This is a genomic window from Usitatibacter rugosus, assembly GCF_013003965.1.
GTDB lineage: Bacteria > Pseudomonadota > Gammaproteobacteria > Burkholderiales > Usitatibacteraceae > Usitatibacter > Usitatibacter rugosus.
On the sequence record NZ_CP053069.1, the window covers coordinates 3,480,642 to 3,501,657 of the forward strand.

Sequence of the window (21,016 nt, forward strand, 5' to 3'; positions counted from 1 at the left end):
CTCCCCCAATAACAATCTTGTTTTGCAAACCGCGAGATTATGGCATGAGCCTGCCCCTCGTCACGAATCCCCTCGCCACCCGGGCCGAGGTTGCGCGGGCCCTGGCGGCGCTCTGCGCGCCCCTCGATTCCACGGACGGCGCGATACCCGGTTTCAACGCGGGGCGGCATAGCGACGCCTGCGCGGCGATCGAGGCGTTCGCCCGTCCCCTGTGGGGCATCGCGCCCTGGCTCGCGGGCGGAGGGTCCTACAAGCAGGCTGCCGCCCTCGTGGAAGGCATCGCGCGCGGCTTCGATCCGGCGGACCCTCTCTACTGGGGCGATCCGCGGGACCACGACCAGCGCCTCGTGGAATGCGCCGCCGTCGCCTCGGCCCTTCTCGTGGCGCCCGCCGCGTTGCTGGATCCCCTGCCCACCGCCGCGCGTGAAAACCTCGTGCGCTGGATCGCTCGTCTCGGCGATGTGCGCGTGCCCGAGACCAACTGGCTTTTCTTCCGCGTCCTCGCGAACCTCGCGGCGGAGCGGCTCGGAGCGCGGCACGACGCAGCACGGATCGCGGCCGACATGGACCGCATCGAGTCCTTCGACCTGGGCGACGGCTGGTACTCCGATGGCCAGGGGGGCTCCAGCGATCACTACGTCGCCTTCGCGTTCCACTTCTACGGCCTGCTCTATGCGCGGCTCGAAGCCGGGCGCGATCCGGAGCGCTGCGCTCGCCTGCGCGATCGCGCCTCGCGCTTCGCGCGCGACTACGCCGCATGGTTCGACGCCGAGGGCGCCGCGCTGCCGTTCGGCCGCAGCCTCTCGTACCGTTTCGCACAGGGCGCGTTCTGGGGTGCTCTCGCGTGGGCAGGCGTGGAAGCGCTGCCCTGGGGTGAGATCAAGGGCCTGTGGCTGCGCAACCTCCGTTGGTGGCTTGCACGGCCCATCGTCGATGCGCAGGACCGGCTCGTACCCGGATACGCGTATCCCAACGCCGCGATCGGCGAGGACTACATCGGTCCCGCATCGCCGTACTGGGCTTTCAAGACGTTCCTGCCCCTGGCGCTTCCCGAAGGCCATCCCTTCTGGCGCGCGACCGAGACTGCGGCGACCGATCCGGGTGCCATCGTCGCGCAGCCTGCGCCGCGCCTCGTCGTGTGCCGCAGCGAGGAAGGTCGCCATGTGTTCGCCTTGTGCGCAGGGCAGCCTGCACCCTGGGGGCTGCGCCACGACGCGGCCCGCTACGCGAAGTTCTGCTACTCCACGCGCTTCGGCTTCAGCGTGGGCACCGGCACGTCCGGCCTCACGCACGGCGGCTACGACAGCATGCTCGCGCTGAGCGAAGACGGCGTGGAGTTCCGGTCGCGTCGCGAGACCGCGGACATCGAGATCGGCGAGCGCCACGCCGCTTCGACGTGGCGGCCGTGGCCCGACGTCGCGATCCGCACGTGGCTCATCGCCGCGCCGCCGTGGCACGTTCGCGTGCATCGCATCCGGACGGCGGGGCGCAGGCTCTCGACATTCGAGGGCGGCTTCGCCATCGCGCACGCCGGCATCGACCGCCTCGATACGCAGGGTTGGAAGCACGGCGCCCGCAAGGCCGCCGCGCAGGGCGCGAACGGCCGCTGCGAGATCGTGGACCTCGAGGGCGAGCGGCATGGACTGGTGCTGATGGCCGAGCCGGGGACGAACGTCCTCTGGCCGCGCACGGCGATCCCGGCGTTGGTGGAGAACGGCCGCACGGGCGACTCGTGGATCGCGTGCGCCGTGCTCGGCGTCACCGATCACACGTCGATCGCGATGCCCTTCCGATGGACGCGCACGCCCGCGGGACGGCAGCTCGAAGGACCGGGGTTCGTGCTGGACTTCGGCGGCTGAGCTAGCGGGACGCGAGCACGGAGCGCACGCGCTCCAGGTCTTCCTGCGTATCCACGCCCGCTTCGAGGTTGCCGTTCCACAGTGCTACCGCGATGCGGTAGCCGTGGCCCAGCGCGCGCAGCTGCTCCAGCGCCTCGAAGCGTTCCGCCGCGGTTTGCGCGAGCGACACGTACTCGCGCAGGAAGCGCACGCGATAGGCGTAGATGCCGATGTGGCGGTACGCGGGGAAATCCGCCGGCAACGCCTCGCGCGACTTCGCGAAGGCATCGCGTGCATACGGGATGGGCGCGCGCGAGAAGTACTGCGCATAGCCCGCGTCGTCGATGACCACCTTCACCACGTTGGGCGAGAAGAACGTCGCCGCATCGTGCAGCGGATGCGCGGCGGTCGAGATGGAGGCGCCGGGATGGTCCGCGAGCGACCGCGCGACCTGCCGCACCAGCTCCGGATCGAGCAGCGGCTCGTCGCCCTGGACGTTGACCACGATCTCGTCGTCGCCGAGCGCGAGCTGGGCCACGGCCTCGGCGAGGCGATCTGTGCCGGTGGGATGGTCCGGCGAGGTGAGGATCACCTTCACGCCGCGCGCGGCGACCGCGGAGCGGATGTCCTCGTGGTCGGTGGCGACGACGACTTCCTGCGCCCCGCTCTGCGCCGCGCGTTCCGCGACCCACGCGACGAGCGGCTTCCCGCCGATATCCGCCAGCATCTTCCGCGGCAGGCGCGTCGAATGCATGCGCGCCGGCACGATGACGCGGAACGCGGGCAGCGCGGCCATGGGCCTTAAGCGTCCTCGTCGGGGCCGAGCGTGCGGGCTTCTTCCTCGAGCATCACGGGGATGCCGTCGCGCACCGGGAAGGCGAGGCGGTCGCCCTTGCAGACGAGCTCGGAGGCGTCCTTCCTCCACACGAGCGGACCCTTGCAGAGCGGGCAGACGAGGATCTCAAGCAGCTTGGAGTCCATGCAGGCGTTCCAGGAGAAAGGCTTCGAACTCGGGCGGGAGGACGGCCGTGACGCGAAGGAACCACATGCGGCCGTCGGCGAATGCCGCGCATTTTACGGCATCCTTCTCCGTCATGACGATCGCCTCGGCCCCCGGGAGCTTCAGGTCTGCCGCGCGATAGAAATAGTGATCGGGAAAGGACAGGTTCTTCGTGCGCACGCCGAGCGACTCGAGGTGCGTGAAGAACCGCTCCGGATGCGCGATGCCCGCGATCGCCGCGACCGGGAGCCCGCGCACCATCATCGCGAACTCCTCCGGCGTGCGCGCCTCGTTGTCGGGAAGATGGACGAACGTGTCGCCGCCCAGGCGCATCGCGAACTGGCGCGGGGCCGGCACCTGGTCCGAGTGTCCCCCCGTCACGATCGCCGCATCGACTTCCTTCAGCCGCGACACGGGCTCGCGTAAGGGTCCGGAGGGCAGCAGCAAGCCGTTGCCGAAGCGACGCTCGCCGTCGACCACCGCGATCTCGATGTCGCGCCCCAGGGCGTAGTGCTGCAGGCCGTCGTCGCTCACGACCACGTCGATCTCGGGGCTGGTGCGCAGCAACGCCTGCACGGCCGCGGGCCGGTTGGGCGAGATGAACACCGGGACGCGGCAGCGCCGGGCGATCACCACCGGCTCGTCGCCGAAGAGCTCCGGCGTCGCGCGCTCGGGAAAGACGCGCACGACACCCGAGGGATCCTGCTCCGTCGAGGGAACGCTCCCGTAGCCGCGCGAGACCACGCCGGGCGTGAACCCGTTGGCCTTCAGCATCTCGACGATCGCGATGGTGACCGGCGTCTTGCCGGTGCCGCCCACGGAGATGTTGCCCACGACGATCACCGGCACCTTCGCGCGCCAAGGCTTGACCAGGCCCGAGCGATACGCGAACCGGCGCAGGAAGACCGCGAAGCGGAAGAGGACCGACAGGGGCAGGAAGACGAGCGCGCCGCCGCCGAGGCGCTGCCATTCCCGTTCGAACCACGCGGTCACGCTAAGGGCGCGATTGCGTCGTGAACGAGATGTGGTTGAAGCCCGCGAGGCGGGCGCTCTCCATCACGTTCACCACCGCCTGGTGCGTGGCGGCGGCGTCGGCACTGATGGCGATCACCGGGTCCTTGCGGCCCTTCGCGGCTTCCTTCAGGCGCTGCGAGAAGGCGGCGGGGTTGCCGAACACGGTCGCGGTGCCGTTGATGGCGTAGCGGCCCTGCGCGTCCACGGCGATGTTGAGGATCTCGGGGCCCTCGGCCGCCTTGCCCGCGGAGGCTTCGGGCAGGTTGATCTGCAGCTCGGAGAAGCGGCTGTAGGTCGTGGTGAGGAACAGGAAGATCAACACCACGATCAGGATGTCGATCAGCGGGATGAGGTTGATCTCCGGCTCCTCGCGAGCGCGGCCCTTCCGGAAGTTCATGCGCGGCGTTCGCCGTGCACCAGCTCGATCAGCTTGATCGCCTGGCTTTCCATGTCGATGATCAGCGTATCGACCCGGTGGCGGAAGTGGCGGTAGAAGATCACCGCGGGGATGGCGATGCCGATGCCGAAGAGCGTGTTGTAGAGCGCGACCGAGATGCCGTGCGCGAGCGCGGCGGGGTTGCCGCCCGACACCGGGTTCTGCGAGCCGAAGATCTCGATCATGCCCACGATGGTGCCGAAGAGGCCCAGCAGCGTGGAGATGGTGGCGATGGTGCCCAGCGTGTTGAGGAAGCGCTCGAGCTCGAGGCCGACCGCGCGCCCTGCGTCTTCCACCGAATCCTTGAGCACCTCACGCGACATGCGGTCGTTCAGCAGCGCCGCGGCGAACACGCGTCCGATCATCGGACCGGCGTGCAACCGGTTGATGAGGTCCTGCGAGACGCCCTTGGCCTGGTATTCGGCGATGACCTTGGGCAGCAGGTCGCGAGGCGCCACGACCGACGTGCGCAGCGACCAGAAGCGCTCGCCGATGATCGCGAGCGCAATGATGGATGCCAGGAGGATGAACCAGATCGGCCAGCCGGCCGCTTCGAGGATGGACAACACGCGTTGCTGCTCCCGCTAAAAAACCGATCGAACTTTAGCTTGCGGGCCATCTTTCCACAATAGTTTGTGCGTGACGGTGTCCGCCGGCACAACCCGTTTTGAGAAATCACTTGAAGACGCGCGCGGTTCCCGCTTGCGGATCGAGCACTGGCGCGGTTTCGCGCGGAGTTTGGTCGTCGAAGCCGCATCCGCTCTCGATTCGTTGCGATTCGTTTGCGATTCTCAGAGTGACAGCGGGGCGGGCTCGCGCGGCGCGTAGGACTTTACCCACAGAGCCTGTGGATAAGCCTGTGGGCGAGTTCCGGAGTGCGTGTCCAAGTGACCCTCCCACAAGGGTTTTTTCTTTTCCGCTCAATTTTTGAACGAATCGTGATTACCCAGCATCTTCAACCACTTACAAATTTTTTCGGGTGTCAAGCGGCACGTGCCGCACCTTGTCGGGCGTTGGCGACGGCCAACGCGCCGAGCGGTGGATAGCGAAGCCGGTTTTCCCTCTGAAAAGGGCCTCGCTTCCCTCTCGAAACCCCTCTACGATGGCGCTCCCATGAGCGCCTTTCTTCCCGGCCTGGCCCCGCCGTTGACCGTCTCGCAGCTCAACCGCCAGGTGCGCGAGCTGATCGAATCCGAGCTCGACATGATCTGGGTCGCGGGCGAGCTCTCGAACGTGAAGCTCGCCTCGTCGGGCCACTGGTACTTCTGCCTGAAGGACGCCGAAGCCGCGGTCGATGCGGCGATGTTCCAGGGCCGCGCGCGCTTCCTCGACTTCAAGCCCGTCGACGGCATGAAGGTCGAGGCCCGCGCCCGCGTGACGCTCTACGAGCCGCGGGGTAAGTACCAACTCGTGGTCGAGGAGCTGCGCAAGTCGGGCCTCGGCGCATTGCACGAAGCCTTCGAGAAGTTGAAGACGAGGCTCGGAGCGGAAGGCCTGTTCGATCCGGACCGCAAGCGGGAGCTGCCGCTCTTCCCGCGCGCCATCGGCCTGGTGACCTCGCCCGCGGCGGCCGCGCTGCGCGACATGCTCAGCACGCTACGACAACGCGCGCCGATGATTCCCGTGATCCTCTATCCCGCGCCCGTGCAGGGCGGGAGCGCCGCGCCGCGCATCGCCGCGGCGATCGAGATCGCGAATGCCCGCGGAGAAGTCGACGTGCTCGTCGTCGCGCGCGGCGGCGGAAGCCTCGAGGACCTGTGGGCCTTCAACGAAGAGATCGTCGCCCGCGCCATCGCCGGCTCGGCGATCCCGGTCGTGAGCGGCGTGGGTCACGAGACCGACTTCACCATCGCGGATTTCGCGGCCGACCTGCGTGCGCCGACGCCGACCGCGGCCGCGGCCGCCGCGAGCCCGGACCGCGAAGCGCTCGCCGCCGACGTCGCCGCGTTGCGCCGCCGCCTCTCGCGCGACCTGCAGCGCATCCTCGAGACGCAATCGCAACGCCTCGATGCCCTCGCGCGGCGGCTCCTCACGCCGGCCGAGCGCATCGCGCGGCAGCGCGAGACATTGACCCTCCATGCAAGGCGCCTGCGCAACGCGGTGGCCGGCCGCATGGAGCTCCACGCCGCGCGTCTGAAGGCGCAGCGCACCGCCCTCGGCCATCTCGATCCGACGCAGGTGCTCGGGCGCGGCTACTCGATCGTGCGCGATGCCGACGGCCACATCCGCCACACCAGCGAAGGCCTCGCCCCCGATGCCGCGCTCGACATCACGTTCTCGAAAGGCGGCGCGGGCGTGCGGGTGGTGAAAGTCGAAAAATCGGTATAGTCGTCCTCCCGAATCCCAAATTCCGGAGGACGCAATGGCCAGCAAGAAATCGACGAATGCCGTCTACAAGCTGATCGAGATCGTGGGCACGAGCCCGAACTCCTGGGCGGAAGCCGCGAAGAACGGAATCAAGACCGCGTCGAAGAGCCTGCGCGACCTGCGCGTGGCCGAGGTGGAGACCCTCGACGTGAAGATCGACGGCGGCAAGCTGATCTACCGCGCGAAGATGAAGCTCTCGTTCAAGTACCACGGGGACGACTGAGGAAACCCTCCACCCGCGCCGCGACGCTCTCCGCGAGGTCCGGCCGCAGGCAGTCGTAGCGTTCCACCCCTTCCATCGACCGCAGCCACGTGAGCTGGCGCTTCGCCAGTTGCCTCGTGGCTGCGATTCCCTTGTCCGCCAGGCCCTCGCGATCGCCGAGTCCGTCGAGCACTTGCCACGCCTGGCGATAGCCCACCGAGCGCATCGAGGGAAGGTCCGCGTGCAGCACGTAGCGCTCGCGTAGCGCGGCGAGCTCCTCGACGAGGCCGGCGGCGAGCATCGCGTGGAAGCGCCTGGCGATGCGCTCGTGCAGCACCGCGCGGTCGGAAGGCTCGAGCACGATGCGCACGGAGTCGAAGGCGAGCGCCGGGATCGCCGTGTCGCGCAGCAGGCTCGCCAGCGTGCGGCCGGTCACCCGGTACACCTCGAGTGCACGCTGGATACGCTGCGCATCCGTGGGCTCGAAGCGCGCCGCCGTGACCGGATCGACCTTCGCCAGCTCCGCATGCAGGGCGGGCCAGCCTTCGGCGGCCGCGCGGCGATCGAGCGCGGTACGTAGTGCGGGTTGCGCCGGCGGCAACTCGGCCAGCCCCTGCGTCAGCGTGCGGAAGTAGAGCATCGTGCCGCCCGCGAGCACCGGCACCTTTCCCCGAGCATGGATCTCGCCGATCAATCGCAGCGCATCCTCGCGAAAGCGCCCTGCCGAATAAGCGTCGGTCGGATCGAGGATATCGAGGAGGTGATGCGGTACGGAGGCTCGCTCTTCAGCGGTCGGCTTCGCGGTGCCTACATCCATGCCGCGATAAACCTGCGCCGAATCGACACTCACGATCTCGACCGGAAACCGCCTCGCCAGATCCAACGCAACGTGCGTCTTGCCACTGGCGGTCGGCCCAAGCACGAACACTGCCTTGAGCCGTCTTGCCTCGGCGTTCATCTGCGTTGATCTGCGTTCATCTGCGGAGGAAGCCTTTCGCCGTAGCGCGCGTCAGCGCCCCCGCATGAACAGGCGATCGAGATCCGCCATCGAGAACTGCACCCACGTCGGCCGCCCGTGGTTGCAGCTTCCCGCGCGCTCGGTCTCCTCCATCTCGCGCAGCAGCGCGTTCATCTCCGGAATCGTGAGCATGCGGTTGGCGCGCACGGCAGCGTGGCACGCCATCGTGGAGAGCAGCTCGTTCCTCTGCTCCACCAGCGCGCGGCTCGCTCCGTACTCCCGCATGTCGGCGAGCACCGAGCGCAGCAGCGCGGCCGTGTCGAGGTCGGAGAGCAGCGCGGGCACGGCGCGCACCACCAGCTCCCGAGGGCCGGCCGCGGCCACGTCGAAGCCGAGGCTGGAAAGCGCTTCGCGCGACGACTGCGCCTGCTCCACTTCCTCGGCGGTGGCCGGCAGGGGGATCGGCACGAGCAGCGGCTGCGAGGCGAGCACGGACGCGTCGAGCGCGCCCTTCAGCTTCTCGTAGACGATGCGCTCGTGCGCGGCATGCATGTCGACGATCACGAGGCCTTCGGCGTTCTGCGCGAGCACGAACACGCCGTGCACCTGCGCGAGCGCGAATCCCAGGCGCGCGCCCTCGCCCGCCGGGGCGATGGCCGAGGTGAGCGACGGCCGTGCGTCGCGCTCGGCCGTGACGGCACCCGCGAAGAGCGATTCGTACGCCGACGCCGGCTGCGATACCGAGAACGAGCCCTGCATCGCGGGGCGCTGCACCGAAGCCCACGCCGGCAAGGCGCCGGCCGGAGGCGGTGCCGTCTCGCCCGCGAGCGGCCGCGACAGCGCGCGCGTGAGCGCATGGAACACGAAGCCGTGCATCGAGCCGGAGTCGCGGAAGCGGACTTCGCTCTTCGCGGGATGCACGTTCACATCGACGAGCGCGGGATCGATCTCGAGGAAGAGCACGTAGGCCGGATGCCGGTCGTGGTGGAGGACGTCCGCATACGCCTCGCGAATCGCGTGCGCCACGACCTTGTCGCGCACGAAGCGGCCGTTCACGTAGAGGTATTGGGCGTCTCGGCTGGCGCGCGTGAAGCCGGGCGCGGCGACGAGGCCGCTCAACCGCAGCTTCGCGCCCTCGGCGGAGACTTCCACGGCACCGGCGGCGAAATCGTCGCCGATGATGCGCGCGGCCCGTGCTCGGGGATCCTCGGGCGGCAGGTGAGCCGAGCGCCGGCCGTTGTGCGTGAGCGCGAAGGCGACGTCGGGGCGCGAAAGCGCGATGCGCGAGAACGCCTCCTCGCTCCGGCCGTACTCGGTGGCCTCGCTCTTCAGGAACTTGCGGCGCGCGGGCGTGTTGTAGAAGAGCTCCTCCACGTCCACCGTCGTCCCGGCCGCGAGCGCCGCGGGTTCCACCGGCGTCATCGTCCCGCCGTCCACGGCGATCTTCCACGCGTTCTTCTGCGCGGCCTCGCGGCTCACGATGGCCAGGCGCGACACGGAGCCGATCGAAGCGAGGGCCTCACCGCGGAAGCCCAGCGACACCGCGCGCTCGAGGTCGGCGAGCGTCGCGATCTTGGAGGTGGCGAAGCGCGCGACGGCGAGCGGGAGATCCTCCGGCGAGATGCCGCCGCCGTCGTCGGCGACGCGCAGCCGGCGCACGCCGCCTTCCGCGAGATCGACCGAGATGCTGCGGGCGCCCGCGTCGAGGCTGTTCTCCAGCAGCTCCTTCAGGACGGAGCTCGGGCGTTCGACCACCTCGCCGGCGGCGATCTGGTTGACGAGGAGCTCGGGGAGTGCGGCGATTTTGCCCATGAAATCAACGCAATGTTACACTGCCCCGCAGCGCTTTCGCGTTCCGCCCCGCGCATTGGGCGACCCGAGAAGAGGCATGACGACGCACCTGCCCCCCGCGCCGATTCGCGACGCCGGACTCGAGGACGAAGCCACCATCTTCAACGAGGAAGTTCGGCTCCTCTATCGGTTCTCGCTGGTCGAATACCTCGCCACGCTCCTGGTGACGTTCATCCTCGGCGTGATCCTGTGGGACGACCTCGCGCGCCCGACGCTCTTCGCCTGGTTCGTCGGCATCTCGCTGCTCACCGTCGGGCGCTACGCGCTCTACAAGGTCTTCCTCAACGTGAACCCGCAGGCGCGCGAGCTCCGGCAGTGGGAACGCGCGTTCCTCATCGGCACCTTCCTCACCGCGGCGCTGTGGGCGCTGATCGGCACCGTGCTGCTGCCCGAGACCACGCGCATGGCGAGCCGCCTCTCGGTGGTGATGGTGGTCACGCTGCTGCTCACGGGCGCGGTCGCTTATCACGCACCGCATCGCTACGCGTACAAGGTCACTGCCTTCGTGGGCCTGGTGCCGCTCGCCATCGCGCTGGGCTTCTCCGGTGACCGGGCGCAGATGGCGCTCTCCGGCCTCGTGCTCCTGCTCGCCCTCGTGCTCCCCTACATCCACACCAAGGTGCACGGCGCGCTGGTCGAGTCGCTCACCACCGCGCGCGTGCTCGTGAACCGCGACAGCGAGCTGGAGAGCGAGCGCAACAAGCTGCAGCAGGCCATGGACGCGCTTGCCGGCGAGATGGTCGAGCGCCTGAAGGCGCAGCAGCAGGAGCTGCTCACCGCGCAGAAAGTGCGCATGCACTTCGAGCGCACGCCGCTCGGGGTGATCGAGTGGGACAGGCAGTTCCGGGTGATCGCCTGGAACCCTGCCGCGGAAGCGATCTTCGGGTACTCCGCGGCCGATGCCCTGCATCGCAGCGCCGAGGGCTTCGTGGTCGCGCAGGCCGAGCGCGAAAGCGTCGAGGCGATGTGGCGCGAGGTGGCCGAGACCAAGGACGGCAGCAAGACCACGCTCGTGAACGTGACGCGCGGCGGGCGGACGATCCATTGCGAGTGGTACAACACGCCGCTCGTGGACCCGGGCGGGAAGATCATCGGCTACGCCTCGCTGGTCCAGGACGTGACCGAGCGCCTCAACACCGAGCGCACGATCCACTACATGGCGCACCACGATGCGCTCACGGGCCTGCCCAACCGCCGCCTCATGCAGGACCGCCTGAACCAGGCGATCATCAGCGCCCGGCGGAAGCAGCGCCACGTGGCCGTGCTCTTCCTCGACCTGGACCGCTTCAAGATCGTGAACGACACGCTCGGCCACGAGAGCGGCGACTTCATCCTGCGCGACGTGGCGCAGCGCCTGCAGACCTGCGTGCGCGAGGTGGATACCGTCTCCCGCGAGGGCGGCGACGAGTTCGTGGTGATCCTGCCGGACCTCGAGCGCCCCGAGAACGCGCGCGTGGTGGCCGACAAGATCCTGAAGGAGCTGATGCGCCCGGTGGAGGTGAGTGGCCACGAGATCCACATCACGACCTCGATCGGCATCAGCCACTACCCGAACGACGCCACCGACGTGAGCCATTTGCTGAAGCACGCCGACAACGCCATGTACCAGGCGAAGGACGCGGGCCGGAACACCATCCGCTTCTTCACCGGCGATCTCAACTTCCTGCTCTCCAAGCGCCTGGAGATCGAAGGAAAGCTCCGCCGCGCGCTGGAGAACGAGGAGTTCTTCCTGCGCTACCAGCCTCAGGTCGACATCGCCACCGGCGAGATCTCCGGCATGGAAGCGCTGGTGCGCTGGAACGACCCGCAAAAGGGCGAGGTGTACCCGAAGGACTTCATCTTCGTCGCCGAGGAGCTGGGGCTCATCGTGCAGCTCGGCGAGTGGGTCTTCCGCACCGCCTGCCGCCAGCTCAAGGCCTGGGCGGACGACGGGCTGCCACCGGTGGCGATCTCCATCAACATCTCGCCGCGCCAGTTCATGTCGCGCCGCCTCGTCTCCACGCTGCTCACGATCGTGCGCGAGACGGGCGCCAATCCGAAGCTGGTCGAGCTCGAGATCACCGAGACGATGATCATGCGCAACCTCGAGCAGTCGGTGGAGACGCTGACACAGCTCCGCTCGGTGGGCATGCGCGTGGCGGTCGACGACTTCGGCGTCGGCTACTCGTCGCTGGGGCAGCTGAAGCGGCTACCGGCCACGAGCATGAAGATCGACCGCTCCTTCATCGCCAACGTGCCCGACGACGCCTCCTCCGGCTCGATCACCGAGGCGATCATCGCGATGGCCAAGCGACTGAAGCTGCGCGTGATCGCCGAGGGCGTGGAAACGCGAGCGCAGCTCGAGTTCCTGCGCGCCAACCACTGCGATGCGTTCCAGGGCTTCCTCTTCTCGAAGCCGGTCACTTCCCTCGAAGCGACCGCCATGCTCAAGGCCCAGGTCGCCGCCGACGTCCCACCCCCCATCCGGGCCGTGAACCACTAATTAATTAGGGTCAGACCCTAATTAATTCCAATTGGGGTCTGACCCCAATTAGTTACTGGCGACCTTGTTGCGGGCGAGGGGAGGATTGTTCGAGAGGTACCGCTTGATGCCGCCGAGAATGGCGGCGGCGAGCTTGTCCTGGTACCCGGCGTCCTTGAGGCGACGCTCCTCCTCGGGATTCGAGATGAACGCGGTCTCGACCAGAATCGAAGGAATATCCGGCGCCTTGAGGACCGCGAAGCCCGCCTGCTCCACCGACTGCTTGTGGAGCGAGTTGATGTCCCCGATCTCCCCCAGCACCGCCTTGCCGAGCTTGAGCGAGTCGTTGATCGTCGCGGTAAGCGAGAGGTCGAGCAGCGTGCGCGCAAGGACCGGATCCTTCACGCCGAGGTTCACGCCGCCGATCATGTCCGACTGGTTCTCCCTCTGCGCGAGCATCCGTGCCGCGGCGGACGTCGCGCCGCGCTCGGACAGGGCGAACACCGACGAGCCGCGCGCATCGGGCTTCACCCAGGCGTCGGCGTGGATCGAGACGAAGAGATCGGCCTGCACGCGCCGCGATTTCGTCACGCGCTGCGCGAGCGGGATGAAGTAGTCGCCGTCGCGCACCAGCACGCCGCGCATGCCCGGCTCCTTGTCGATCTGGGCCTTGAGGCGCTTGGCGATCGCGAGCGTCACGTCCTTCTCGTGCGTGCCTCCGCGTCCGCGCGCTCCGGGATCCTCGCCACCGTGGCCCGCGTCGATCGCCACGATCACCAGGCGCTCCATCTTCGGCACCTTGGCGGGCTTGCGGGGATCGAGCTTCAGCACCGGCAGGTCGGGCACCTCGACCCGGGCGACCTCGATGGGCGGCGCGGCGATCGTCGGCGGCAGGGGCGTTTGCGTGGCGGGAGCCGGGGCGCCCGTCACCGGGGCCTGCGACATCTCGCCGATCGGATCGGGCGGCTTCAGCAGCGCCAGCAGCGGGTCCCTGGGCTTCGCGGGATAGATGTCGATCACGAGGCGATGCTTGTACTCGCCCACGGGAGCGAGCGGGAACACCTGCGGCTTCACTTCGGTCTTCAGGTCGAACACGAGGCGCGACACTCCGGGGCGGTTCACGGCGACGCGCATCGTCTTGATGTAGGGATCGTCGTCGCGCACCTTCGCGGCGAGCGAGCGCAGCTCGTCGTTCACCTCGAGGCCCTCGAGGTCGATCACGAGGCGCTCGGGATCCTTCACGAAGAACGACTGGAACTTGAAGGGCTTCGCGCCCTCGAGCGTGACGCGGGTGTACTCGTCGGCGGGCCACACGCGCGAGGCGGTGACGGTTTGCCCGAAAGCATGCGAGGAAATGAGGAGTGCGCTGATGGCCAGCGCGGCGACGAGTGCCAGGTGCGCTAGCGCACCGGGGCCGGACGCATCGCAGCTTCGAGGCAGCGGATTCCCATCGGCGTGTTCGCCTTCAGCGTCGCCACCCTCCCAACGTCCTGGATCGCGAGCGTGATCTCCACGTCGGCCGTCGGCAGCAGGCCATGCGCTTTCTCCGGCCATTCCACGAAGCTCACGCGGCGGCCGTCGAAGGTATCCCGAAACCCGGCTTCGTTCCATTCCCGAGGGTCCTGGAACCTATAAAAATCAAAGTGATGGAAGTCTAACCTCGAAACCTCATAAAGTTCAACTAACGCATAGGTCGGACTTTTGACCCGGCCCTCGAATCCTAGCCCTCGCAGCACCCCGCGGACGAGCGTCGTCTTCCCGGCCCCCAGGTCACCGTGGAGGAAAACGACCAGCCCGGGCTCGATCCCGCGCGCGATCGCGCCTCCCAGGGCCAGGGTCGCGTTCTCGTCGGGGAGGATGGTCTTCAGCACGAATTAGAATCGCGGGAATGGAAACGCAAGTGGCCACTCGCATCGAGGACCGCATCAAGCAGTGGGGCCGGGAGCTCGGCTTCGATGCGGTGGCGATCGCCGGCACGAACCTCGAGGCGGAAGAAGCACGGCTGCTCGACTGGCTCGGGCGCGGCTGGCATGGCGGCATGGATTATATGGCGCGGCATGGTGCGCGCCGCGCCCGGCCCGCGGAGCTCGTCCCCGGGACGCTGAGCGTGATCAGCGTCCGGCTCAACTACACGCCACCCGCCGCGCGCGATTCCGCGGACGTCCTCGACGATCCGGAAAGCGCGTTCATATCCCGCTACGCACTCGGCCGCGACTATCACAAGGTGATCCGAAACAAGCTGCAGGCGTTCGCCGATCGCCTGGTCCACGAGCTGGGTTCGTTCCACTACCGGGTGTTCACCGACTCCGCGCCCGTGATGGAAGTCGCCCTCGCCGCCCGGGCCGGCCTCGGCTGGCGCGGCAAGCACACGCTGCTGCTCTCGCGCGAGGCCGGCTCGCTCTATTTCCTGGGCGAGCTCTTCGTGAGCCTCGACCTCGAGCGCGACGCCCCGGTGGGCGACCACTGCGGCACCTGCACGCGCTGCATCGAAGCGTGCCCCACGAACGCCATCGTCGCGCCCTACCAGCTCGACGCGCGCCGTTGCATCTCTTACCTCACGATCGAGCACGCGGGCGCGATCCCCGAGGAATTCCGCCCCGCGATGGGCAACCGCATCTACGGCTGCGACGACTGCCAGCTCGCTTGCCCTTGGAACAAGTACGCCGAGCTCGCCGCGAGCCCCGACTTCGCCGTGCGCCACGGACTCGACGACGAAAGATTGGTGAACCTTTTCGCGTGGACACAGGACCAATTCGACACGCGCTTCGAGGGCTCGGCGATTCGCCGCATCGGCCACGAGCGATGGCTCCGCAACATCGCCGTCGCGCTGGGCAATGCGTCACCTTCCCGGGGTATCCTCGCGGCTCTCCGGTCACGCCGGGACGATCCTTCCGCGCTCGTCCGGGAGCACGTGGCCTGGGCCCTGGCGCGTCACGAACAACCATCGAATGGCGCGCATTGAACCGGAGGCCCCCTTGTCCCACGTGATCCGCATCGTCCTCGCCGCGCTCGCCGCGTGCGCGGCGCTCGTCCCCGCCGCATCGCACGCCGTCTACCTCAGCCCCGACGGGCTCGGCCAGGCGCTGATCTTCCCGTACTACACGGTTCGCTCGGTCGACGGCGGCAACACGTACAACACCTTCATCTCGATCGTGAACCACACGGCCGACGCGAAGGTGCTCCGCGTGCGCTTCCGCGAGAGCAAGAATGGCCGCGAAGTCGGCAACTTCAACCTCTTCCTCGGCCCGCGCGATACCTGGGTCGGCGCGATCGCCGCGCCCCCGGATGCGTCGCTGCCGGCACGCCTCTTCAACCCCGACAACTCGTGCGTGTTGCCGGCGTTCTCCGTGTTGACGGGTGTGACCCCGTTCCTCGACTTCTCCAGCGCGGCCTATTCGGGCGCGTTCGCCGACGGCCTGGGCACCGGCAACGACCGCACGCGCGAGGGCTACGTCGAGGTGATCGAGATGGCGGCCATCACGGGCGGCGCCGCGGCCGGGGTCACCATCGGCGCCAACGGACGTCCGGCCAACTGCGCCGCGCTCGACGGAATCATCAACACGGTGGCTCCCACGGGCGGTCTCTCGGGCACGCTCACCTTGCTCAACGTGCAGAGCGGGCTCGACTTCACGGCGAATGCCGATGCGCTGGCCCAACTCTCCGTGCTGCCCTTCTACCGCGCCGCGAACGATCCCTACCCCGACTTCAATTCGGGAGAGATCCTCACGAGCAGCTTCCTGATCGCGGCCGATCGCGGTTACCGGATGCAGTGGACGGGTGGCGTGGACGCGGTCAGCGCCGCGCTCATGCGCAAGACGCTCGACAACGAGATCATCCTGGACAGCGCAACCCAGTCCTCGACGGACTGGGTCGTGACCTTCCCCACCAAGCGCTTCTACGAAACCACCAGGGGAGCGCCCGGACCCTTCGCGAACGAATTGAGCCAGCCTTTCGTCCAGTTCGCGCTCAGTGTCCAGCCGCGCGACGGCGTGACGCGGAACTACCAGAACGAGTGCGGCTTCACTTGCGATCCGGCCATGACGGAGATCCCGTTGCGGCTCGACGGGGCGGCCACCGTCGTCGGGTTCCGCAACTCGACCAGCGCCAACGCGAGCGGCGCCGCGGGCACCTCGGGCGCGCTGGGTTCGACGAGCGCGTGGATCGTCTCACTGCCGCAGGGCGTGCAGAACGGCACGGCGATCCTCTCCCTGCCATCGCGCATGGGGCCTGCCGCATCGCGCACATTCAACATCGGCACCGGAGACTTCGTGACCGAGAACGCGCGCGTCGAAGGCTTGCCCGCCGTGGGATTCGCGGTGCGCACCTTCAGGAACGGCAGCCTCACGTGCACCGGCGCCGCCACCTGCCAGGGAAATTACGGAGGGATGTACACGCACGAGGCAAAGCGCTCGGTGCTCGTGCCGTAGAATCCCGGCATGCGTTTGCATTCGACTGCCGCGGCCTGCGCCGCGCTGCTGGCAGCGGCCCCGGTCGCTGCCGTGCAGCTCAACCCCGACGGGCTCGGCCAGGCGCTGATCTATCCGTACTACACCGCTCGCTCGTCGGCGCCGGGCGAGTCGTTCCAGACGCTGGTGACGGTCGTGAATCACACGGCCGACGCGAAGAGCGTGCGGGTCCGCTTCCGGGAAGGCGCGAACGGCGCGTCGGTTGCCGAGTTCAACCTCTACCTTGGCCCTCGCGACATGTGGACCGCCGCCGTGATCCCGGCCGGCACGAGCGATACGGCGCAGTTGCTGACCCGCGACACCTCCTGCGTCGATCCCCCCATTCCGGTCGCGGGCCTCACGTTCGCGGCCGGCTCGCTCGAGGGCTCCATCGAGGTGATCGAGATGGCCACGCTCACCGGCGCCGCGGTGGCCGCCGTGACGCCGGCGGGCACGCAAGGCGTGCCGCCCAACTGCGCGCTCGTCTCCGCGCCGCTCGTGCCCACGGTCGCGGCTCCGTCGGGGGGCCTTTCGGGAACGCTCACGCTCCTCCACGTGGCCAACGGTTACGACTTCACGCTGAACGCCGAAGCGCTGGCCGCGCTGTCGACGCAGCCCTTCCACCGCTTGCCCAACGATCCCTATCCCGGCTTCAGCGCCGCCGAGATCACGCCGGTGAGCGTGGTGGCGACGAACGGCTACCTGTACCGCTCGCTGTGGCCGAACGGCCGCGAAGCCGTCAGCGCCGTGTTGATCCGCAGCACCGCCGTGGCCGAGTACACGGTGGATCCCGCCACGCAGTCGCGCTCGGATTTCGTCGTGACCTTCCCGACGCGTCCGTACTACCCGGCCACTTCGGCGGGCACGCCTCCCTTCTGGATCACCAGCTCCCCTCCCTTTGGCAACTACGTCGGGGCCGGAACCCGGAGACGTAACGGCGTCTCCACGCAAACGGGGCTGGGGTGCTTTCGCGACGATTTCATCGGCGGGACTCACTGCGCGCCCGTGTTCTGGGCACGCGCGACGACCGTGCTGACCGGCACCACCCTGAATCCCCACGCGCTCTCCGGAACGCCCGGTGTGTTCCTCTCCGCCACGCCCGCCGCGAGCATTCCCGAAGTGGCGCCCTCGGGCTGGGCCACTCTCATTCGCCTGTCCGTCGACACCGTGACCAGCCTTCCGGGATCGACCCGCCTCGACCTGGCGACCGGGGAGGTCGTGACCGGCGCGCACACGATGCGCGGAATGCCCCAAGTGGGCTTCAGCGCGCGCACGTTCCGGAACGGCTCGCTCTCTTGCACCTCGGGCACGTGCCAGGGCAACTACGGTGGCGTGTTCCCCTTCCGCTTCCTCCGGGACATCACCGGGCCCTGACGATGAATCCCCTTTCCAGGCGTTGCCTCCTCGCCGCGGCGGTCGCCTCGTCGCTCGCCTCGCCCGCCCTCGCGGTGCGCCTCGACGACGACGGGCTCGGCCAGGCACTGATCCATCCGTACTACACGACGCGCATCGTGCAGGGCGCCCAGTTCAACACCTACCTGTCGGTCGTGAACCACACGGACACGGTGAAGGCCCTGCGCGTGAACTTCCGCGAGGCCCGCAACGGCCGCGTGATGCTCGCCGTCAATGCATTCCTGGCCCCCTATGACGTGTGGACGGTCGCCCTTGTCCCCAACGACGAGCAGGCCGGTGCCGCTACGCGGTTGCTCACTGCGGATGAGTCCTGCACCGACCCGCCGCTTCCGTTTACCCCTTCGGTGTTGTTCTCGAATGCGGCCTATACCGGCGCCAACTCGGACGGGTTGGGCGATGGCCTGGACCGCACGCGCGAGGGCTACGTCGAGATGATCGAGATGGCCACGCTCACCGGAGCGTCGGCCGCCGCGGCGACCATGTCGCTCTCCGGGGTTCCCACGAATTGCGCCGCGCTTCGGGGTGCCAGCGTGCTCACGGCCGCCGCTCCGACCGGCGGGATCGCGGGCACGCTCACGCTCATCAACGTGAACGACGGGCTCGACTTCACGCTGGGCGCGGAGGCGCTCGCCGAGCTCTCGAGGCAGCCCTACTACCGCCCGGTCACCGATCCGTATCCCGGCTTCAACGCCGCGGAGATCACGCCCGTCAGTGTCGTGGGCGTCGGCAGCAAGGTCTATCGCGCCGCCTGGAGCAGCGGCACCCAGGCCGTCTCGGCGGTGCTCGCGCGGCGCGAGGGCATGGGCGAGTTCGTGCTGGATGGAGCGACGCTCTCGCGCACGGACATGGTGGTGACTCTCCCGCTGCGGCCCTACGCGCCCTCTTCCGATGGAGTCGCGTTCACGCTCGACTATCGCGATCGCGAAGGTCGTGGGCAATCGGCCATCCCTTGCGAGGGTCCTTTCGCGCCGACGTGCAGCGCGCAATGGGACCGCGTGGCGAGCGTCATCACGTTCGACGGCGGCCTGCCGCATACGCAAGACGACGTGGGCGTCCTCTCCGCGTCCACCGGCCCGCTCATCACCACGAGTGGCGGCGGGTTCAACCAGCCGCCCATGACCACGCGCACGACTCGCATCCGGCTCGGGGAAGATCCCGTGGCGAACGGTTCGTTCTCGTGGCGGGTTGGCCCGGCCGGGAACACCGTGACGAGCCTCCCCACGTCGCAGGTCATCGACACGGTGACGGGCCTGGTGACGACCGGCAGCCAGACCTACGTGGGACTGCCCGCGGTGGGCTTCACGCTGCGCACCTTCCGCAACGGCAACCTCGCGTGCGGAACGGCCACGTGCCAGGGCAACTACGGCGGATCGTTCCCGCTCAAGTTCCGCCGCGACATCGCAACACCCTAGCCGCTACTTCACGAACGCCCGCAGCTCCTTCGCGAGCTTCTCGAGGGAGGGCTGGTGCACGTACATCATGTGCCCGGCCTCGTAGTAGCTGGTGGTGATGTTCTTGCGCAGCTCGGGCTCGATGCCGAGGTGGCGCATCGTGTAGTCGGAGGCGAAGTGCGGCGTGGCGAAGTCGTAGTAGCCGTTGGCCACGAGCACGCGCATGTGCGGGTTCATCGACATCGCCTTCCTCAGCGTGTCGCCCACCGAGGCGAAGCGGTTCACGAACTCGCCCCAGCCCCAGTCCAGGTACAGGCCCTTCAGGATCTCGTAGGGGCCGTCGCGCTCGAACTTGAGGTCGGTGCGCAGGTAGTCGTTCAGCGTCGCGGCATAGGCGCCGTAGATCGCGGCGAAGCCCGGGTCGTACTCGAACTGCTCGCCGGCCGCGTCGCGGTCCATGCCGGTGTAGCGGCTGTCCAGGCGGCCCACCGTCCGGCGCTCGCCGCGCAGCAGCTCCTTGCAGAAGCGGAAGATCTCGATGCGCAGGTTGGTGCGCTCGACGTACTCGACCGAAAGGCCGGTGTAGCGCGCGATCTTCTTCGCCAGGCGGGTGCGTTCGGCATCGGGTAGCGCATCGCCCTGGAAGAGCGCGGCTGCATATTCGCCGCCCGCGAAGGCTTCCACCTCATCGAGCAATGCGCGCAGCTTCTTCTTCTGCAGGTCCGCGGGCAGGCGCTTGTGGAACCACGCCGTCGCCGCATAGGTCGGCAGGTAGAGGACCGGCGGCAGCGGGTTGGTGGCGTCGAAGCGGAAGGTCTGGAAGTCGAGCGCGACCGAGACCAGCATCACGCCGTTCAGGAACATCCCGTAGCGCTCGATCAAGTGGCCGGCGAGGCCCGAGGCCCGCGTGGTGCCGTAGCTCTCGCCGATCAAGTACTTGGCCGACGACCAGCGCCCATAGCGCGTGGTGTAGGTGCGGATGAACTGGCCGACGCTCTCGAGATCGCGCTTGTACTCGTGGTACTCCTTCACCTTCTCGCCCTCGGCCATGCGCGAGTAGCCGGTGCCCACCGGGTCGATGAACACGAGGTCGGTCTGCGGCAGCAGGGAGTAGTCGTTGTCGACCAACTTGTAGGGCGGCTCGCCCGCGTAGCCCTCGTCGTCGAGGAGCACGCGCTTCGGGCCCAGCAGGCCCAGGTGCAGCCACACCGAGCTGGAGCCCGGGCCGCCGTTGAACGAGAACGTGACGGGACGCTTGGCGTTGTCCTTCACGCCGTCCAGCGTGTATGCGATGAAGAAGACGGTGGCCCTGGCCTTCTCGCCTTCGCTCTTGCCTTCCTTCTCCGCCTCCTCGCGCATCACCATCGTGCCGCAGGTGACGGTGTAGGCGACCTTCTTGCCGCCGATGCGAACGGAGTGCTTCGTGACGGAGAGCTGCTCGGTGGGTTCGGGTTTCTTCTCGGTCTTCTCGGCGGGCTTTTCTTCGGGGGTGGCCATTGTGTCGGTCATTTTTGGAAAGACGACATGCTAACGCGATGACGCGAAGTGCGCCGAAGCGAAGGGTCGCTGCTTTTAGAGGGAAGGATGGGAAGGAAAAGCGGAGGAAGGGAAGGAAGGCTCTGAAAGTGAATTGGTTGCGG

At 68.1% G+C, this 21,016-nt stretch carries 18 protein-coding genes; 8 read left to right on the forward strand and 10 right to left on the reverse strand.

All coding sequences use genetic code 11. The features are described 5' to 3' along the window. The first annotated feature begins 44 nt into the window (after window positions 1–44). Complete coding sequence (locus tag DSM104443_RS16435) at window positions 45–1,859, forward strand: DUF2264 domain-containing protein (protein WP_171094134.1); 1,815 nt, start codon at window positions 45–47, stop codon at window positions 1,857–1,859. Between the two features lies 1 nt (window position 1,860). Here DSM104443_RS16435 and kdsB read toward each other — a convergent pair whose 3' ends face one another. From kdsB to DSM104443_RS16460, 5 genes are read right to left on the reverse strand one after another with little or no spacing between them, the layout of a single operon-like run. Continuing rightward, on the reverse strand, window positions 1,861–2,634 hold the full coding sequence (gene kdsB, locus DSM104443_RS16440; RefSeq protein ID WP_171094136.1) for a 3-deoxy-manno-octulosonate cytidylyltransferase: 774 nt from the start codon (window positions 2,632–2,634) through the stop codon (window positions 1,861–1,863). Window positions 2,635–2,639: 5 nt separating this feature from the next. Then, entirely contained in the window at window positions 2,640–2,819 is a 180-nt protein-coding gene (locus tag DSM104443_RS16445) for a Trm112 family protein (RefSeq protein ID WP_171094138.1), read from the reverse strand. Beyond that, window positions 2,800–3,831, reverse strand: coding sequence for a tetraacyldisaccharide 4'-kinase (gene lpxK / locus DSM104443_RS16450; protein WP_171094140.1), 1,032 nt, complete (start codon window positions 3,829–3,831; stop codon window positions 2,800–2,802). The genes DSM104443_RS16445 and lpxK overlap by 20 nt, the downstream gene beginning before the upstream one ends. Window position 3,832: 1 nt before the next feature. Continuing rightward, entirely contained in the window at window positions 3,833–4,249 is a 417-nt protein-coding gene (locus DSM104443_RS16455) for an ExbD/TolR family protein (protein ID WP_171094142.1), read from the reverse strand. Continuing rightward, window positions 4,246–4,857 carry a MotA/TolQ/ExbB proton channel family protein gene (locus DSM104443_RS16460; protein WP_171094146.1) on the reverse strand — a complete coding sequence of 204 codons (612 nt, stop codon included), beginning with the start codon at window positions 4,855–4,857 and terminating at the stop codon, window positions 4,246–4,248. Before DSM104443_RS16460 ends, DSM104443_RS16455 begins: the two co-directional genes overlap by 4 nt. A 544-nt stretch (window positions 4,858–5,401) precedes the next feature. Between DSM104443_RS16460 and xseA the strand changes: the two genes are divergently transcribed. Continuing rightward, entirely contained in the window at window positions 5,402–6,616 is a 1,215-nt protein-coding gene (gene xseA, locus DSM104443_RS16465) for an exodeoxyribonuclease VII large subunit (protein WP_171094148.1), read from the forward strand. 34 nt (window positions 6,617–6,650) lie between these two features. Then, complete coding sequence (locus tag DSM104443_RS16470; protein ID WP_171094150.1) at window positions 6,651–6,878, forward strand: dodecin family protein; 228 nt, start codon at window positions 6,651–6,653, stop codon at window positions 6,876–6,878. Here DSM104443_RS16470 and miaA read toward each other — a convergent pair. Both miaA and mutL read right to left on the reverse strand, forming a co-directional pair. Then, complete coding sequence (gene miaA, locus DSM104443_RS16475; protein ID WP_171094152.1) at window positions 6,856–7,815, reverse strand: tRNA (adenosine(37)-N6)-dimethylallyltransferase MiaA; 960 nt, start codon at window positions 7,813–7,815, stop codon at window positions 6,856–6,858. The two genes, DSM104443_RS16470 and miaA, sit on opposite strands and share 23 nt — an antisense overlap. Window positions 7,816–7,866: 51 nt before the next feature. Beyond that, entirely contained in the window at window positions 7,867–9,627 is a 1,761-nt protein-coding gene (mutL, locus tag DSM104443_RS16480) for a DNA mismatch repair endonuclease MutL (protein WP_171094155.1), read from the reverse strand. A 76-nt stretch (window positions 9,628–9,703) separates the two neighbouring features. Here mutL and DSM104443_RS16485 point away from each other — a divergent pair, with 76 nt between their 5' ends. Next, the gene (locus DSM104443_RS16485) at window positions 9,704–12,148 is read left to right on the forward strand and encodes a putative bifunctional diguanylate cyclase/phosphodiesterase (RefSeq protein ID WP_171094156.1); all 2,445 of its coding nucleotides are present in this window, start codon (window positions 9,704–9,706) and stop codon (window positions 12,146–12,148) included. Between the two features lie 48 nt (window positions 12,149–12,196). Here DSM104443_RS16485 and DSM104443_RS16490 read toward each other — a convergent pair whose 3' ends face one another. Together DSM104443_RS16490 and tsaE are read right to left on the reverse strand one after the other, a co-directional pair. Continuing rightward, window positions 12,197–13,441 carry an N-acetylmuramoyl-L-alanine amidase gene (locus DSM104443_RS16490; RefSeq protein WP_343034615.1) on the reverse strand — a complete coding sequence of 415 codons (1,245 nt, stop codon included), beginning with the start codon at window positions 13,439–13,441 and terminating at the stop codon, window positions 12,197–12,199. A gap of 86 nt (window positions 13,442–13,527) precedes the next feature. Then, a complete protein-coding gene (tsaE, locus tag DSM104443_RS16495) occupies window positions 13,528–13,998 on the reverse strand; it encodes a tRNA (adenosine(37)-N6)-threonylcarbamoyltransferase complex ATPase subunit type 1 TsaE (RefSeq protein WP_171094163.1) in 471 nt (156 codons plus the stop codon). Between the two features lie 17 nt (window positions 13,999–14,015). Here tsaE and queG point away from each other — a divergent pair, with 17 nt between their 5' ends. The 4 genes from queG to DSM104443_RS16515 are packed head-to-tail and all read left to right on the forward strand — an operon-like array spanning window position 14,016 to window position 19,397. Then, entirely contained in the window at window positions 14,016–15,089 is a 1,074-nt protein-coding gene (gene queG, locus DSM104443_RS16500) for a tRNA epoxyqueuosine(34) reductase QueG (protein ID WP_171094165.1), read from the forward strand. Between the two features lie 13 nt (window positions 15,090–15,102). Continuing rightward, the gene (locus DSM104443_RS16505) at window positions 15,103–16,554 is read left to right on the forward strand and encodes a hypothetical protein (RefSeq protein WP_171094166.1); all 1,452 of its coding nucleotides are present in this window, start codon (window positions 15,103–15,105) and stop codon (window positions 16,552–16,554) included. 9 nt (window positions 16,555–16,563) lie between these two features. Further along, the gene (locus DSM104443_RS16510) at window positions 16,564–17,946 is read left to right on the forward strand and encodes a hypothetical protein (RefSeq protein ID WP_171094168.1); all 1,383 of its coding nucleotides are present in this window, start codon (window positions 16,564–16,566) and stop codon (window positions 17,944–17,946) included. A gap of 2 nt (window positions 17,947–17,948) precedes the next feature. After that, window positions 17,949–19,397, forward strand: coding sequence for a hypothetical protein (locus tag DSM104443_RS16515; RefSeq protein ID WP_171094171.1), 1,449 nt, complete (start codon window positions 17,949–17,951; stop codon window positions 19,395–19,397). Window positions 19,398–19,400: 3 nt separating this feature from the next. Here the strand turns inward: DSM104443_RS16515 and DSM104443_RS16520 are convergent, their stop codons facing one another. Then, a complete protein-coding gene (locus DSM104443_RS16520; RefSeq protein ID WP_171094173.1) occupies window positions 19,401–20,873 on the reverse strand; it encodes a S10 family peptidase in 1,473 nt (490 codons plus the stop codon). Between the last annotated feature and the right edge of the window lie 143 nt (window positions 20,874–21,016).